Origin of the sequence: Colwellia sp. KU-HH00111 (assembly GCF_040362745.1) — a bacterium.
Classification (GTDB): domain Bacteria; phylum Pseudomonadota; class Gammaproteobacteria; order Enterobacterales; family Alteromonadaceae; genus Colwellia.
Genome location: NZ_BAABWO010000001.1, coordinates 192,957 through 209,566, shown reverse-complemented (window position 1 = coordinate 209,566; position 16,610 = coordinate 192,957). Strand labels below are relative to the sequence as shown.

15 protein-coding genes are annotated in these 16,610 nt (G+C 40.0%); 6 read left to right on the top strand and 9 right to left on the bottom strand.

Annotated features, from left to right (window positions below; all coding sequences use genetic code 11):
* The first annotated feature begins 34 nt into the window (after positions 1 to 34).
* The 5 genes from ABXG98_RS00835 (at position 35) to yacG (ending at position 4,109) form a co-directional block, all read left to right on the top strand.
* Positions 35 to 1,294, top strand: a complete 1,260-nt coding sequence (locus ABXG98_RS00835) for a type II secretion system F family protein (RefSeq protein ID WP_353536786.1) — start codon at positions 35 to 37, stop codon at positions 1,292 to 1,294.
* Positions 1,295 to 1,415: 121 nt separating this feature from the next.
* Positions 1,416 to 2,300: a prepilin peptidase gene (locus ABXG98_RS00830; protein WP_353536785.1), complete on the top strand. Its 885-nt coding sequence runs from the start codon at positions 1,416 to 1,418 to the stop codon at positions 2,298 to 2,300.
* A 13-nt stretch (positions 2,301 to 2,313) separates the two neighbouring features.
* Positions 2,314 to 2,922: a dephospho-CoA kinase gene (coaE, locus tag ABXG98_RS00825; RefSeq protein WP_353536784.1), complete on the top strand. Its 609-nt coding sequence runs from the start codon at positions 2,314 to 2,316 to the stop codon at positions 2,920 to 2,922.
* A 123-nt stretch (positions 2,923 to 3,045) separates the two neighbouring features.
* Positions 3,046 to 3,792, top strand: a complete 747-nt coding sequence (gene zapD, locus ABXG98_RS00820; RefSeq protein WP_353536783.1) for a cell division protein ZapD — start codon at positions 3,046 to 3,048, stop codon at positions 3,790 to 3,792.
* A gap of 80 nt (positions 3,793 to 3,872) precedes the next feature.
* Entirely contained in the window at positions 3,873 to 4,109 is a 237-nt protein-coding gene (gene yacG / locus ABXG98_RS00815) for a DNA gyrase inhibitor YacG (protein ID WP_353536782.1), read from the top strand.
* A gap of 595 nt (positions 4,110 to 4,704) precedes the next feature.
* Here yacG and mutT read toward each other — a convergent pair.
* From mutT to ABXG98_RS00800, 3 genes are all read right to left on the bottom strand, one after another.
* The gene (gene mutT / locus ABXG98_RS00810; RefSeq protein ID WP_353536781.1) at positions 4,705 to 5,130 is read right to left on the bottom strand and encodes an 8-oxo-dGTP diphosphatase MutT; all 426 of its coding nucleotides are present in this window, start codon (positions 5,128 to 5,130) and stop codon (positions 4,705 to 4,707) included.
* A 100-nt stretch (positions 5,131 to 5,230) separates the two neighbouring features.
* Positions 5,231 to 7,939, bottom strand: a complete 2,709-nt coding sequence (gene secA, locus ABXG98_RS00805) for a preprotein translocase subunit SecA (protein WP_353536780.1) — start codon at positions 7,937 to 7,939, stop codon at positions 5,231 to 5,233.
* 109 nt (positions 7,940 to 8,048) lie between these two features.
* Complete coding sequence (locus tag ABXG98_RS00800) at positions 8,049 to 8,927, bottom strand: M23 family metallopeptidase (protein WP_353536779.1); 879 nt, start codon at positions 8,925 to 8,927, stop codon at positions 8,049 to 8,051.
* Between the two features lie 103 nt (positions 8,928 to 9,030).
* On the opposite strand from ABXG98_RS00800, the gene ABXG98_RS00795 reads away from it, so the two are divergent.
* Positions 9,031 to 9,531 (top strand): DUF721 domain-containing protein, encoded by a 501-nt coding sequence (locus tag ABXG98_RS00795; RefSeq protein ID WP_353536778.1) that lies wholly within the window; start codon positions 9,031 to 9,033, stop codon positions 9,529 to 9,531.
* A 79-nt stretch (positions 9,532 to 9,610) separates the two neighbouring features.
* On the opposite strand, the gene lpxC is transcribed toward ABXG98_RS00795, so the two are convergent.
* The 6 genes from lpxC to murC all read right to left on the bottom strand — a co-directional run bounded on the left by lpxC (position 9,611) and on the right by murC (position 16,603).
* Positions 9,611 to 10,531 carry a UDP-3-O-acyl-N-acetylglucosamine deacetylase gene (lpxC, locus tag ABXG98_RS00790; RefSeq protein WP_353536777.1) on the bottom strand — a complete coding sequence of 307 codons (921 nt, stop codon included), beginning with the start codon at positions 10,529 to 10,531 and terminating at the stop codon, positions 9,611 to 9,613.
* Between the two features lie 273 nt (positions 10,532 to 10,804).
* Complete coding sequence (ftsZ, locus tag ABXG98_RS00785; protein WP_353536776.1) at positions 10,805 to 11,968, bottom strand: cell division protein FtsZ; 1,164 nt, start codon at positions 11,966 to 11,968, stop codon at positions 10,805 to 10,807.
* An 86-nt stretch (positions 11,969 to 12,054) separates the two neighbouring features.
* The gene (gene ftsA, locus ABXG98_RS00780; protein WP_353536775.1) at positions 12,055 to 13,290 is read right to left on the bottom strand and encodes a cell division protein FtsA; all 1,236 of its coding nucleotides are present in this window, start codon (positions 13,288 to 13,290) and stop codon (positions 12,055 to 12,057) included.
* Positions 13,291 to 13,365: 75 nt separating this feature from the next.
* The gene (locus ABXG98_RS00775) at positions 13,366 to 14,196 is read right to left on the bottom strand and encodes a cell division protein FtsQ/DivIB (protein ID WP_353536774.1); all 831 of its coding nucleotides are present in this window, start codon (positions 14,194 to 14,196) and stop codon (positions 13,366 to 13,368) included.
* 28 nt (positions 14,197 to 14,224) lie between these two features.
* The gene (locus tag ABXG98_RS00770; RefSeq protein WP_353536773.1) at positions 14,225 to 15,154 is read right to left on the bottom strand and encodes a D-alanine--D-alanine ligase; all 930 of its coding nucleotides are present in this window, start codon (positions 15,152 to 15,154) and stop codon (positions 14,225 to 14,227) included.
* Entirely contained in the window at positions 15,155 to 16,603 is a 1,449-nt protein-coding gene (gene murC, locus ABXG98_RS00765) for a UDP-N-acetylmuramate--L-alanine ligase (protein WP_353536772.1), read from the bottom strand.
* Positions 16,604 to 16,610: the final 7 nt, after the last annotated feature.

The window sequence follows — 16,610 nt, the reverse complement described above, 5'->3', positions numbered from 1 at the left end:
AACGCGCTATGATAATAGATTATGGATAAAACTTATGGCAACTGCAGTAGCTAGAAAAAATGTATCGAAAAACAAAGCAAAGGTTAAAGCGTTAGACGTATTTATTTGGCGTGGAGTAAATCGTAAAGGCAAAAAAATTAGTGGCGAGTTATCCGCTAATAATATTATTGAGCTAAAAGCGCAACTGCGTAAACAGGGAATCACCCCTAGTAAAGTCAAGAAAAAAGCCAAGCCGTTATTTGGTATGGGTGGTGATAAAGCTATAACCCCTAGTGATATTGCGGTAATTTCTAGGCAAATTGCTACCATGCTCGGCGCCGGTGTGCCGCTGGTACAAACCATAGAAATGATTGGTCAAGGACATAGTAATGGCAATATGCAAAAACTATTAGCTGAAATTGGTAATAAACTCGCCTCAGGTATTCCGTTATCAGACTGCTTGCGCGATCACCCAAGATTTTTTGATGACCTATATTGTGATTTAGTGGCCTCAGGTGAACAATCAGGCTCGTTAGAAACCATTTACGATCGCATTGCCACTTACAAAGAAAAAGCTGAAGCATTAAAAGCAAAAATTAAAAAGGCGATGACCTACCCTATTGCGGTATTAGTGATTGCAGCAGTGGTTACTTCCATTTTGCTTATTTTTGTAGTGCCGGTTTTTCAAGAAATATTTGCTAGTTTTGGCGCTGAGCTGCCAGGTTTTACCTTATTTGTTGTCGGTATTTCCGACTTTATGGTCGCTTATTGGTATCTAGGCTTGGCTGCAATATTTCTATTTATCTTCCTATTCAAACACGCTCACAGAAGTAGCCAGAAGTTTCGCGATCAAGTTGACAGAAAAATTCTCAAACTTCCTGTTATTGGTGATTTACTCGAAAAAGCTGCTGTAGCACGTTATGCCCGTACACTGTCAACCACCTTTGCTGCTGGTGTACCTTTAATAGATGCGTTAGATTCAGCTGCTGGTGCTGCAGGTAATGCTGTGTTTCGTGACGCGATTTTAGAAGTGCGTGCTGAGGTAACCTCGGGAATGCAAATGAATTTAGCCATGCGTAACTGTAGTATTTTTCCTGATATGGTTATTCAAATGGTAGCTATTGGTGAAGAATCTGGTGCTGTTGATGATATGCTTGCCAAAGTGGCCAATGTTTACGAGGCCGAAGTTGACAATGCAGTCGACAACTTGACTGCATTGTTAGAGCCAATGATAATGGCTGTGCTAGGTGTAGTTATTGGTGGCTTGATTATTGCGATGTACTTACCTATTTTCCAAATTGGTATGGTTGTTTAGCTTCAGGTTTCGGGTCTCGGGTCTCGGGTCTCGGGTCTCGGGTCTCGAAATAGCATCCCTAATAGAGCTTGGCTTAAAAGCCTTTTTTGTTTAACCGTTTTTTATCATTTTTAGAGCATGTATGTTTGATCACACCCTAGCTTTTTTTCATCAATCACCAGTAGCTTTTTATAGCATGGTGATTCTGTTTTCATTGCTAATTGGCAGTTTTTTAAATGTGGTGGTCTATCGCTTACCAAAGATGATGCACAATACTTGGTATGTTGAATGCCGAGAATTTTTAGCTGACGAACTTGAGCAAAGTACGGCAAAACCTATCAAACAACTGACCCTGTCTACGCCTAATTCAACCTGCCCCAAATGTGATCATAAAATACGTTTTTACGAGAATATACCTGTCATTAGCTGGTTGTTTTTACGTGGAAAATGCAGTCAATGTCATAATGCTATTTCTGCTCGCTATCCTTTGGTTGAAGCCGCAACTGCAATGCTAAGCGTAGTAGTCGCCAGCCAATTTGGTGTTTCTCTTGAAACCTTATTATTACTCATACTAACCTGGGGATTAATTTGTTTAACCCTGATTGATTTTGATCATATGCTATTACCCGATCAAATTGTTATGCCGCTATTATGGCTTGGTTTATTGATTAACCTTGATAACACCTTTGTATCACTCAATGATGCAGTTATTGGTGCCGCCGTTGGTTATATGAGCTTATTTAGTGTGTTTTGGCTTTTTAAGCTGGTCACAGGTAAGGAAGGTATGGGTCATGGCGATTTTAAATTATTTGCCCTGTTTGGCGCTTGGATTGGTTGGCAGTTATTGCCTATTCTTATTTTAATGGCTTCTGTGGTTGGCGCCATTGTCGGCATTACATTAATGGTACTTAATAACCACCAACGTGAGCAAGCTATCCCATTTGGTCCTTATTTAGCGGTTGCTGGCTGGATAACCTTACTTTGGGGTGAGGGGATCTGGTCTTGGTACTTAATGCAAATTAGTTAGTGACTTATCACATATGTCAAATATTATTATTGGTCTTACAGGCGGCATTGGCAGCGGAAAAACCACTGTAGCCAACCTTTTTGCTGAGCATGGTGTCACCATCGTTGATGCAGATATTATTGCCAGAGAAGTTGTTAACATTGGTAGCCCTGCACTTCACGATATTGCTGAGCATTTTGGCGCAAGCTTTATTCAGGCTGACGGACAGTTAAACCGCTCCTTACTTCGTCAGCAAATATTTAGCAATGAACAAGATAAATTGTGGTTAAACAATTTATTGCATCCTTTAATTAGGTCTCAGCTTATCGCACAAACACAAGCCGCCACTAGTCCTTATTGTTTATTAGTTGCGCCACTGTTGATTGAAAATGACCTAATGCACTTGATAGACCGTTTATTGGTCATTGATGTAAGTGAAGCAGCTCAGCTTAAACGAACCACTAAGCGCGATGGTAATACCATCAAACAAGTTAAAGACATTATGGCAAGCCAAATAGAAAGATCGGATAGAGTTGCACAAGCTGACGATATACTAAATAATGATGGCAGCTCAATGATCACGTTAAAAAAAGCCGTTACTAAATTACATCAAAGCTATTTGCTTATGGTCGACACGGCTTAATTTAACCTATGCAATAAGCATAACTGAACAAAATATAATCGATAAAAGTGTCGCCATTTTCGCTTGCTATGGTTAAGATAGCTATTAAGTCACATTCTAGGTTGAATTTTTATAACACTTTGCATGACATCAATATTGTATGAACATCCGCTCAATGAGCGCATCCGTAATTATTTGAAAATTGAGCAATTATTTGCTCAAGTCAATAGTTGTGTCAGTTCTGATATTGGCAACAGTCATCACGTTTTTTTTAATGCGTTATTTGCCATCTTAGATACCCTAGAGCGAAATGATATTAAAGGCGGTTTAATTAAAGATTTAGAAAAGTTACAACAAAATCTTGTTATCTGGTCACAATCACCTGAGATCGATAGCAGTGCCTTAGAAACTAATCTACAGCAAACAGTTTTTTTAGGAAGTCAGTTAAAACAGAGCAAACCCACTTGGTTACAACTAAAAGAAGATAAGTTACTTGCCAGCTTAAAACAGCGCTTTGCCATCCAAGGTGGTAGCTCTAGTTTTGACCTACCCCAGTTGCAATTTTGGCTTCATCAACCCGCATCAATCACGGAACAAGATATAAGTCGTTGGTTATCAGCACTTGCTCCAATCAAACAGTCATTAACGTTAATATTAAAATTTATTCGTCAACGCGCTAGTTTTGAGTCTATCTCAACTGAAAGTGGCTTTTACCAAGATAGTGGCGAAGGGTTAGTATTACTGCGCATACAAGTTGCAAGCAATGCCCAATACTACCCAACCATTAGCGGCAATAAATTTCGTTACTCGATCCGTTTTATGCTGCCTTGTGAGCAACAAGGACGACGCTATTCAAACCAAGCAACGCAATTTAAACTGGCACGCTGCTGAACTTTTTTATTTCAATGCTCAAGCAAACTTGACTTAATTATCGTATAATTGCTTCATTCGTGGTAAACCGAGAACTAATAATGACCTTAAAAGTTTCCTGCCCAAATTGTGCTAAATCAGTTGTTTGGCAAGCAAGCAGTGAGTTTCGCCCCTTTTGCAGTAAGCGTTGCCAATTAATTGATTTGGGCGAGTGGGCCGATGAAAGCCACAAAATCAGTCAACCTTTGCAAGGCGCAACACCGTTAACCGAGGAGATGCTTGATGCGATGGAGGATGAGTTTTTACTGAACAATAGTTTTTTTGTTGAACCTGAATAAGTTGCTTACTAGATTATTTTCCTCGTTGTATTTATTGTCGGACTGAAGTCCAACCTACATTTTTCAGGTGGTTTTGTTAAGTCAGTGTTGAGTAAGTTTGTTTGGTGATTAAAGCGGGAAATTGACTACTCCTTTTTATTGTCGGACTGAAGTCCAACCTACACCTTTAGTGGTTTTGTTAAGTCAGTGTTGAGTAAGTTTGTTTGGTGATTAAAGCGGGAAATTGACTACTCCTTTTTATTGTCGGACTGAAGTCCAACCTACACCTTTAGTGGTTTTGTTAAGTCAGTATTGAGTGAGTTTGTTGGGTGATTGAAGTGGGAAATTGACTACTCCTTTTTATTGTCGGACTGAAGTCCAACCTACACCTTTAGTGGTTTTGTTAAGTCAGTGTTGAGTAAGTTTGTTTGGTGATTAAAGCGGGAAATTGACTACTCCTTTTTATTGTCGGACTGAAGTCCAACCTACCTTTTTACGGGGTTTTGTTAAGTCAGTGTAAGTTGTTTTTTGGATGATTGAAGCGGGTAATTGACTGTTTTTTAGCTGTAAGGCTCAAATTAAGCTTTCTGGCTTACAATTAGCTATCCTTTAGACTTTATGGCTTTAGAGTTAACAGTTTCTCAATAATACTTTGATTAGCGTCAGGAAAATCTAACTTCTGAAGTTCAGCCAGTGAAAACCAGCCTTGTTTTTGGCCTTCTTGTGCGCAAGGTTCACCATGAAAATGCTCTACCAAAAACACCTCCAAGCAGACCTTTTTTTCCGTGCCATTCGCTTCACAGTAGGTATGATTGATGGTGGTTAGTGCTGTACCCGCTAATACCTCAATAGCAACTTCTTCTTTTAGTTCTCTAGCAAGCGCTTGAGCAACACTTTCACCTTGTTCTACCTTGCCCCCTGGGAACTCCCATTTACCGCCTTGATGGCTGTGTTGAAGACGCTTGGTAAGAAAGTATTGTGTTGGCTGTTGATCACGCTTAGCAATTATAACCCCAACTGCAACATGCACAGATTTAGACATTTTTCATCAGCTTCCAATAAAGAGCAGCAAGTAGCGAGTAGCGAATATGGCTGGTTAAGTCAGTTTTACCAAACCATTTAATTCGCCACTCAAATCTTAGTTAGGTTAATTTACCATGACATTGCTTGTATTTTTTGCCTGAGCCACAAGGACATGGTTCGTTGCGACCAACGCGAGGCATTGTAGGTTTTTCTTCAATGCCACCAGCACTTTGATGTTGAAACTCTGTTGGTGTTTCAGATTTTCTATGTTGTTCTTCCACCGCTTCAACATCTGATTCAGCTTGAATTTGTACTTTAGATAAGATACCTATCACGTCATATTTTAAGTGATCTAACATGTCGGTGAATAATTCAAAACTCTCGCGTTTGAATTCTTGTTTTGGATTTTTTTGCGCATGGGCACGCAAACCAATGCCTTGACGTAAATGATCCATTGCTGCTAAATGTTCTTTCCAATGTGAATCTAAGCTTTGTAACATTACCGCTTTTTCAAATTGACGTAAAACTTCAGCACCTACAACAGCTTCTTTATCTTTATACACTTGCTCAAATTCTGCGACAATTTTTTCGCGTAAATTTTCTTCATGTAGTTTCTTATCTTCTTCAAGCCATTGAGCGATTGGCAGCTCGGTATTAAATTCGCCTTTTAACTGTTCCTCAAGACCCGTAACGTTCCACATTTCAACTAATGATTGTGGTGGGATATGTTGACTAATAATGTCATTTATCACATCTGCACGAATATTATTTACCACATCGCCAATATCAGTTTCATCAAGTAATTCATTACGTTGTTCATAAATTACGCCACGTTGATCATTAGCAACATCATCATACTCTAATAACTGCTTACGCATATCAAAGTTACGACCTTCAACCTTGCGTTGGGCATTTTCAATACTGCGAGTTACCCAAGGGTGTTCAATTGCTTCTCCGTGTTCCATGCCTAATTTGCGCATCATATTTGAAATACGCTCAGAGGCGAAGATACGCATTAATGAATCTTCCATCGACAGATAAAAACGCGTTTCACCGGCATCACCTTGACGACCTGAACGACCACGCAATTGGTTATCAATTCGGCGTGATTCATGACGTTCAGTAGCAATAATTTTTAAGCCACCTAGTTCAAGTACCCGTTCATGATCTTTTTTCCACTGTGCTTCTACTTTTTCAATTTGCGCTTCTGTAGGTTGTTTGTTGCCTTTAGACAAATCAGCAATAGCGGCATTTAAGTTACCACCTAATACGATATCGGTACCACGACCTGCCATGTTAGTTGCAATGGTAACGGCAAACTCTTTACCGGCATCAGATACAATTTCAGCTTCTTGAGCGTGAAACTTGGCATTAAGGACTTTATGCTTAATCTTGGCTTTCTTTAAAAAATCCGATAAAAATTCAGATGTTTCAATTGAAATAGTACCTACTAGTACTGGTTGACCCCGTTTAACACAGTCTTGAATATCCGCTAAAATTGCTTCAAACTTTTCTTCTGTTGTTAAGTAAATAAGATCGGGTAAATCTTTTCGAATCATAGGACGATGAGTCGGAATAATAACGGTTTCCAACCCATAAATATGTTGAAACTCAAAGGCTTCCGTATCAGCCGTACCCGTCATCCCTGCAAGTTTTTCATATAACCTAAAGAAATTTTGGAAGGTAATGGATGCAAGTGTTTGGTTTTCGTTTTGAATTCTTACTCCTTCTTTTGCTTCAACCGCCTGATGTAAACCTTCAGACCAACGACGACCTTCCATAGTACGACCAGTATGTTCATCTACAATGACAATCTCGTTATCTTTTACAATGTAGTCTACGTCTTTTTGGAACAGTTTATGGGCACGTAATGCTGCCATAATGTGGTGTAACAAGGTGATGTTTGATGCAGAATATAAGGTATCACCTTCTTGTAACAAGCCTTTTTCGCGCATAATGGTTTCAATACGCACTTGGCCTTGTTCGGTTAAATATATCTGTTTAGCTTTTTCATCAATAGTGAAATCACCAGCAACAAAATCCTCTGACTGCCCGGTTTCTTCATCTTTATCTTCTTCATTTTGTACTTCTAGCACTGGAACGATAGTATTAATTGTTTGATACAGTTCAGAACTGTCTTCTGCTTGTCCTGAAATAATTAATGGCGTTCTAGCTTCATCAATTAAGATAGAGTCAACTTCATCAATGATAGCGAAATTTAATTTTTTCTGTGAGCGCTCTTCTGGTGAAAACACCATATTGTCACGTAAATAATCAAAACCAAACTCATTATTGGTACCATAGGTGATGTCAGCATTGTAAGCTGCTTGCTTTTCTTGTGGTGACAAGCCAGCAATATTACAGCCAACTGTTAATCCTAAGAATTCAAATAATGGGCGACTCCAATCAGCATCACGAGTAGCTAAGTAGTCATTGACCGTAATAACATGTACACCATTACCGGTTAAGGCGTTCAAATACGAAGGGAGTGTTGCGGTTAATGTTTTACCTTCACCCGTACGCATTTCAGCAATTTTACCATCATGCAATACCATGCCACCGATCATTTGAACATCAAAAGGACGCATATCAAAAACACGCTTGCTTGCCTCACGAACAACAGCAAACGCTTCGGGTAAAATTTGAGCTAAGGTTTCATCTTCTGTTAAGCGTGTTTTAAGTTCCGTTGTTTTCGCTTTTAATTCTTCATCACTCAGTGCTTCAAGAATTGGCTCTAACGCATTTATTTTTTTTACTTCTTTGCTCATTTTTTTCAGTAATCTATCATTACGACTACCAAACATTTTTGTTAACAACTTTACAAACATCTTATTAAACCATTTTGTGAAATTTAGTGTTCAAAACCTTTTAAACACTGAGTGAATATTATTGTTGTAGTTACTTGTCATTAATGTATGCAAGCTAAACCTTCAACGGTTACTTGGCTTTGCGATAAACAAACTTAAGCGGATTAATTTGTTTATTGTTATGCAATATTTCATAATGAACGTGCGGCCCAGTTGAACGACCAGTACTGCCCATTTTTGCTATTACCTGCCCTTTTGTTACTACATCACCAACGTTAACGAGTAATTCTTTATTATGACCATAGCGAGTTTTCAAGCCATCACCATGGTTTATTTCTATTAATTTTCCATAGCCATATCGATCATCTGACCAACTAACCACGCCAGAAGCGGTTGCAATAATGTCGCCATCTTCTTTACCGGCAAAATCGATCCCTTTGTGCATGGCTGCTCGGCCATTAAAAGGGTCTTTACGCATACCAAAATAAGACGACAACCAACCTTTAGTTATAGGTCTACCTGACAAATATCGTGTATTTTCTATATGGTGACCCAAAGTTAAAGATTCAAGCATATGTAACTGATTTTCTTCATGGGCTAATGAATTATCTAATACTGAAATATCAATCAGTAATTGTGCCAGTGACTTATTAGTGGTGATTTTGCTATGACCTGCTGGGCCACCACTGGCAGGCAGGTGATTGAAATTAAATTCCTTTTCAGGGATATTGGCATTATCAGCTAACCGCTCCCCTAACGCATTCAACCTTAAAATATGACTTTGCAATTCAGCTAGTTTTAACGTTAAGGCTGTTAGTTGCTGCTGTTCAATAGCAGTGACTACTGTGGCATTATCCTGCCCATCATTAGTGGTTAATGCTTTTTGAGCTAAATAATTTTGTTCTATACTTGGCTTTTCGTCCGTAGAAAGAAATAGATGCACTATCATGCCTGAAATCAAGGCGAAACTTAGCACAGCGGACAGCCAATGCAACTTATTTAAGCGCATCGAAAATCTTACATTCTTTCCACGGTATAGTAGTGTTAAACTCATATTTATTGCGCGGGGGTTATTCCCCTCCTACAAAACATTCATCAATCGGTTTATTTTCATGGCTCGAAGACCAAAAGCTCCCAAAGAACTTTCAACGCTATTTAATGCGACGACAGGCACTTTGGCACAAATTCAAGAAAAAACCAACTCTTTGCGCTTGTTGTCAGATATTGTACGACAAATATGCCCTGACCTGCCACAAGATGCATTCAATATTGCTAATTTCGTTCAATCAACCCTCATTGTTGAGGTTAAGTCGCCAGTTTGGGGGCAAAGGTTACAGTTCGAACGTAATACCATTTGCCAACAGTTGATAAAGCAAACTCAAGGACAATTTACACAAATAGAAATAAAGGTTAACCCATACGGGCATAAAGTTTCTTCAGGTCAAACTAGCGCTGAAAAAAACACTACCTCAAACATCGCTCATTCAACAGTGCCAACTTCGGTACAGAACATGTCGTCTGAGACTGCATCACATTTATTAGATATTGCAGAACATGCGCCCGATGGCTTAAAACAAAAGCTACGAAAATTAGTGGCTAATGCAAAAAGGTAACGGGTGTAATTCTCTACTATTAAATAAAAACCGAGCAATGCTCGGTTTTTTATTTTTCTAACGCAATATCAGCCTTTAACTAAAAAGCACTCGCATTGATTTCTTGATATTCAATTGGCGAACTTAACTTATCATCTTCATAAGTCACCCATTCCCATGCGTCTGTTTGCTTAAATACTTCTCTTAGTAATAGGTTATTTAAGCCATGCCCTGATTTAAAGGCATTTAATTCACCTAAAATACTAGCACTGCCCATATAAAGGTCGCCAATAGCATCAAGGATTTTATGCTTAACAAATTCATCATCGTAGCGTAATTCATTTTTGTTAAGCATACGGTATTCATCAAGGACAATAGCGTTTTCTAAACTACCACCTAGTGCAAGATTATGAGAGCGGAGAAACTCAATATCTTTCATAAAACCAAAAGTACGAGCACGACTAATTTCTTTAATAAAAGAACAGCTTGAAAAGTCCATACTCATGGTTTGACAGGTGTTAGCAATAACAGGGTGATTAAATTCAATAGCAAAATTGACGCGAAAGCCTTCATAGGGCAACAATTCAGCCCACTTATCACCTTCGTCAACGCGAATAGCTTTAGTAATACGAATAAAACGCTTAGGTGCATGCTGAGTTTCTATGCCAACCGATTGAATCAGGTAAACAAACGGCAGTGCACTGCCATCCATAATTGGAATTTCAGGTGCATCAACATCAATAATCAAGTTATCAATCCCTAAACCAGCAACTGCTGATAGCAAATGCTCAACTGTAGACACTTTTACTTGTTGATCGTTAACTAAGCAGGTACATAAGGTTGTTTCACCAACCGCTTCTGGGGTCGCTTTGATATCAACCACAGGATCAAGATCAACACGGCGGAATACAATACCAGTGTTAGCAGGAGCAGGACGGAGAGTGACCTGAACCTTTTCACCTTTATGTAACCCAACACCAACGGTTGAAACGCTTGTTTTTAATGTACGTTGCTTAATCATATAGCCTCGTTGCTACTATCTTATTAAGAGCTAATCGCTCTTACAGTACCTTTTACTAAACTGTTAACGCCTATTTAGCCAAAGCATACACACCTAACAGTCCACCTATTTCAGCGGGCACGTAATATAACAAAAAAACACAGTAAATTCAACCTACTGGTTATTGGTCGTTTTATTAATACTGATAATAACTCATCATCCGTAATCACGAGCTTATCACTGCCGCTAAATGGCTACTGATTCTTTATAAATAACCTGTCACAGTTTTTATGATCAGTCTGCCTGCTTACGCAAAAATGCTGGTATATCCAGATAGTTATCTAAATCTTCGTGCGCTACCTTTTGCACATTGCTATCAGTCATGGCAATGGGTTCAACAGCCATATCCGCTTGTGGTGCAGCTGATGGGCTATAATCGGAGCCTACAGCTCTTTGTTCAACCATAGGCGCTGGACTAACTAGGGTAATATCAGGCTTAACTTCTGCACCGATACCTGTAGCAACCACAGTCACACGAAGTTCTTCGGTCATATCAGGGTCGATTACCGCACCAACTACAACTGTAGCATTTTCACTAGCAAAGGCTTTAACCGCGTTACCAACGGTTTCAAATTCATCAATACTAATATCCATACCCGCAGTAATATTAACTAAAATTCCGCGCGCGCCTGCCAAATCAACATCTTCAAGCAACGGGCTAGAAATAGCTGCTTCAGCTGCTTCTTCAGCTCTATCTGGGCCTGAAGCAATACCAGAGCCCATCATAGCGGTACCCATTTCAGACATCACAGTGCGCACATCAGCAAAATCGACGTTAATTAAACCGGGACGAGTTATTAACTCAGCAATCCCTTGTACAGCACCTAGTAAAACATTATTTGCAGCTTTAAAAGCGTCTAACAAGCTAGTGCCTGGTCCTAAGACTTTTAACAATTTTTCATTTGGAATAGTGATCAGGGAATCTACACTTTCAGCAAGCGCATCAATACCTTGGCCCGCATAATTCATACGTTTTTTGCCTTCAAAAGGAAAAGGCTTAGTTACCACTGCAACTGTGAGTATCCCCATTTCTTTGGCGATTTCAGCAACAACAGGTGCAGCCCCGGTACCTGTACCCCCGCCCATACCAGCGGCAATAAACACCATATCTGCACCTTGAAGTGTTTGCATTATGGTTTCACGATCTTCCTCAGCCGCTTGACGGCCAATATTTGGATTAGCACCGGCACCCAAACCTTTGGTTACGTTATTGCCAAGCTGTAAAGTAACATTGGCTGATGAATTACGTAATGCTTGCGAATCAGTATTCGCTGTAATAAATTCAACACCCTCAATGGTTTGGCTTACCATGTGTTCAACAGCATTGCCGCCGCCACCGCCAACTCCAATGACTTTAATCACCGCTTCTTCGTTATGATCTTCCATCAATTCAAACATTTTTCTCTCTCCGTTTTTTTACCAAATTCGTCAGAAATAATCTGACCTACAAAAAATTGATATTAACCCTACGTGGTAAATAACAATTAAAACTCGCCTTTAAACCATGCATGAAGCCGTGACCACCAACCAGTAACGCCTTCAGGCTTGTTCATTTCTTTTACGCCAGAGTCATGGGCTTGCATACCATAATGTAACAAGCCAACTACAGTTGCATAACTTGGGTCATTTACATATTCTTTCAAACCTTGAATTGAAAATGGTGATGCTATACGCACCGGCATTTGGAACACTTCTTCAGCAAACTCCACAACACCTTCCATTTTTGATGTTCCGCCAGTAAGTACATACCCTGCTGCAATTTGATCTTCTAATCCTGCTTCTCTGACTTCTTCTTGAATTAATTCAAACAATTCGTGGTACCTTGGCTCCACCACCTCTGATAAAGTATGGCGTGACATAGTGCGTGCTGGTCGTCCACCAACACTAGGCACATCGATACTTTCTTCCATACTCACTAAATGCTTTAATGCACAGGCATATTGCACTTTAATCTCTTCAGCATGGCTCAATGGTGTCCTGAATATTTTTGCAATATCACTGGTGACTTGATTACCTGCTACCGGAATAACCGCAGTGTGCCTAAGTGCTCCACCAATGAATATAGCGATATCCATTGTGCCTGCTCCCATGTCAACCACACAAATACCCAGCTCTTTTTCATCTTCAGTGAGAATAGAATAACTTGAAGCTAGCGCTGAAAAAATCAATTGGTCTGCATTCAAGTTGCATCGTTCGACACACTTAACCAGATTTTTTGCCATATCATTAGCACACGTTACAATATGTACTTTCGCTTCCATCCGCACACCAGACATGCCAATAGGACTTTTAATGCCTTCTTGGCAATCTATACTATATTCTTGCGGTAACACATGTAACATACGACGTTCAGCTGAAAGCGGTACGCTGCGTGCCGTGTGAATCACATTATCAACATCTTCTTGAATGACTTCTTTATCATTAATTGGCACCATGCCATTTTCATTTTGACAACTAATATGTTTTCCTGAAATACCTAAATAAATGGAGCTTATTTGACAACCTGCCATCAATTCCGCTTCATTAATGGCGCGTTGAATTGATTGAATAACAAGATTCAAATCATTAACACCCCCTTTATCCATGCCACGCGCAGGCTGGTTTCCCACACCTACAACACTTAGCTGGTTGTCAGGGGTGATTTCACCCACTGCGACGGAAATTTTTGATGTGCCAATATCTAGTCCAACAACTAAATTTCTTTCTGTTACTTTAGACATTCAAGGTCAACTCTTTTGTTTGCCACTGATAACCAGTGGAGAAATAGTTTTGCCCACTACGGCTTCTGATCATCACTATGTGGCTTGATTTTTGTTGTTTTTTAAGTCCATACTCACTGACATATTTGTTGCTTGCTTCCAACCAACAGCCAATCCTGTATCATACCGTAAATCAATATAATCCACTGCTTGTTTTATCTGCTTTTTATCATTATTTTGCTGTTTTTCTTGCTGTTCTAGGTGTGATTTGATTAAAGGATAAACATCCATAAATCTTTGCACACGTTTCACGCGTTCTTCACGTCCTAAATTTAGCATCACGCCATTGTTTAATGTTAGTTGCCAAGAGAAACGCTCACTCAATACCAGTTCATCAATCATTAAATTTCGATATTCTAATAAACCGTTTAAGTTAGTGAAGTTTTCTAACGCCAACAACTCAGATCCTTCAGGGCCAAAAAATTCAGGCAGCGCATGAGTTAACTTTTTTCTATCCGCCTGAAAAGCTTTACCAAACTGATTCAAGATAAAGTCACCGTTCCAAAGCGCAATAGGACTTTGATCAACAACATAAATTTTTACTTCATTTGGCCACTGTTTTCTCACCGCCACAGAGTACACCCAAGGTAAAGCTGACACTAATTGCTGCACCTCATTGACACTGACTTGAAAAAAATTCCCTAAATCAATGCTACTGATCGCGTTTAACACCTCTTCGCGCTGGGTGTAAGGCATTTCACCCGTGATGACAACAGTGTTCACCGGCGCATGCTCTTGCTCAACTAGTAGCTTACTTAACCACCAGCCCAAACTAATCAAACCAATAAGCACAAACACGAAAAACGCCAAGCCTAGGCCAAATGCCAACGCTTGTTGATTTTCATGATGTTGTTGCTTATTTCTCATCGTATTCCTCAAGTCTAGAAACTCATTTTTATACGCTTAATAACACTATGCGTTCTACTAATTCACTAAAGGTTAATCCATGAACTTTAGCTGCCTTAGGTACTAACGATGTTTGTGTCATACCCGGCACTGTATTTACTTCTAATATCTGCCAGTGGCCTTTATTGTCTTGCATTAAGTCTACGCGTCCCCAACCGCTGGCACCTGTTGCTTTAAATGCCTGTAAAGACAATGCTTTAATTTTATTTTCTTGTTGTTCAGACAAACCACACGGGCAATGATACTGAGTACTGTTCGATTGATATTTCGCTTGGTAATCATAAAATTCATGTGGTGTTTCCATATGAATTGCAGGTAGCGCTTCATCACCTAATATCGCCACTGTATATTCTGGGCCATCAATCCAAGCCTCTAATAAAACATCACCATCAAAAGCAAAAGCATCGAGTAATGCGTTGTGGAGTTTTTCTGGCGAATCAGCCATCGCCATACCAATACTTGACCCTTCATGTGCTGGTTTAACCATAACCTTGCCACCAAGTGCATTGAGCTTTGTCTTTACATCAAACTCGGCAAAACTTTCCTTGTTCACAATAGCAAAAGGCGCGGTAGGGATATTACAAGCACTGAATATTTGCTTACTGCGCACTTTATCCATCGATAAAGCCGAACCCAAAACATTTGAGCCAGTATAAGCAATACCAAGCGACTCTAATGCGCCTTGTAAACAGCCGTCTTCGCCGCCTCTACCATGAAGTGCAATAAAGGCACGATTAATATTTTTTTCTACTAAAGCGGTGATCGGCACCGTTTTAGTATCTATTAATACCGGCTTAAAACCCGCTTGCTCAAGCCCTTGTGCGATAGCTTTCCCTGAATTAAGAGACACATCACGTTCTGCTGAATTTCCGCCATATAAAACCGCAATAGGAGCTGCTTTGATTGTTGCTATATTCATTTACTTCCCCTCCACTTTTACTAGCAAAGGATTGTTTGACAAATTTCTCGCTATGGCACCAATATTACCGGCCCCTTGAGTAATAACCATGTCGTTGTCTTGAAGTTGTGCTGCAAGCAGTTCAGGTAACATATCAACATCACTAACATAGACCGGCTCAACTTGACCACGTTGACGAAGTGAGCGCGCTAAACATTTACTGTCAGCGGTGACAATGGGGGTTTCTCCGGCTGCGTATACATCTAACAGGAATAAACAATCAACGTCTGATAACACTTCAACAAAGTCTTCATATAAATCACGAGTACGAGAATAGCGATGTGGTTGAAACACCATGACTAAGCGCTTATCTGGCCAACCTGTTCGCATAGCTAAAATTGTCGCTTTGACTTCACTTGGATGATGACCATAATCATCCACTAATACCATATTGCCAGCATCGGTTTGTAAGTCAGCCAGTTGTTCAAACCGGCGGCCAATACCTGCAAACTCAGCAAGCGCCTGACAAATAGCGTCATCAGCAACACCTTCATCTTTTGCAACCGCCACACCTGCAAGGGCATTAAGTACATTGTGTTGTCCAGGTAAGTTTAAACTCATATCTAACGGCGGCTCACCATCCACTTCTACGGTGAAATAACTCACTCCACCATCTTGTTGATAATTGGTTGCTCGTATATCCGCATCGAGAGAAAAACCATAAGTAATCACTTGCCGACCAATGCGTGGCAATAATTCACGTATGACTGGATTATCAATACAAACAACAGCCAAACCATAAAATGGTAGGTTGTGCAAAAACTCAATGTAGGTATCTTTAAGCTTCTCAAAATCACCTTGATAGGTTTCCATATGATCGGCATCGATATTGGTAATAACCGAAACCATCGGTTGAAGGTGCAAAAAGGATGCATCACTTTCATCCGCTTCTGCCACTAAATACCGGCTACTTCCGAGTCGAGCATTTGTGCCTGCACTGTTTAGTAATCCTCCAATGACAAAAGTAGGATCTAGTTGCCCTTGGGCAAAAATACTTGCAATAAGACTGGTAGTGGTAGTTTTGCCATGGGTACCCGCAACGGCAATACCATGGCGAAAGCGCATTAATTCCGCCAGCATTTCAGCGCGTCGAACAATAGGAATACGCTGTTCTTTTGCAGCGACCAGTTCAGGGTTGTCTTGATTTATCGCCGTAGACACCACAATAACACTTGCACCCACCACATTGGCACTGGTGTGGCCGATGTTGATGTGCGCGCCTAAGCTAGTTAAACGTTTTACTACTTGATTATCACCAATATCTGAGCCTGATATTTGATATCCCTCATTAAGTAATACTTCAGCAATACCACCCATGCCTGCACCACCAATTCCCACAAAGTGGATGCGTTTAACACGACGCATTTCTGGTACATTCATTTTGTTTTTATTAAGTGCCTTAGGGCTCATATCGTTA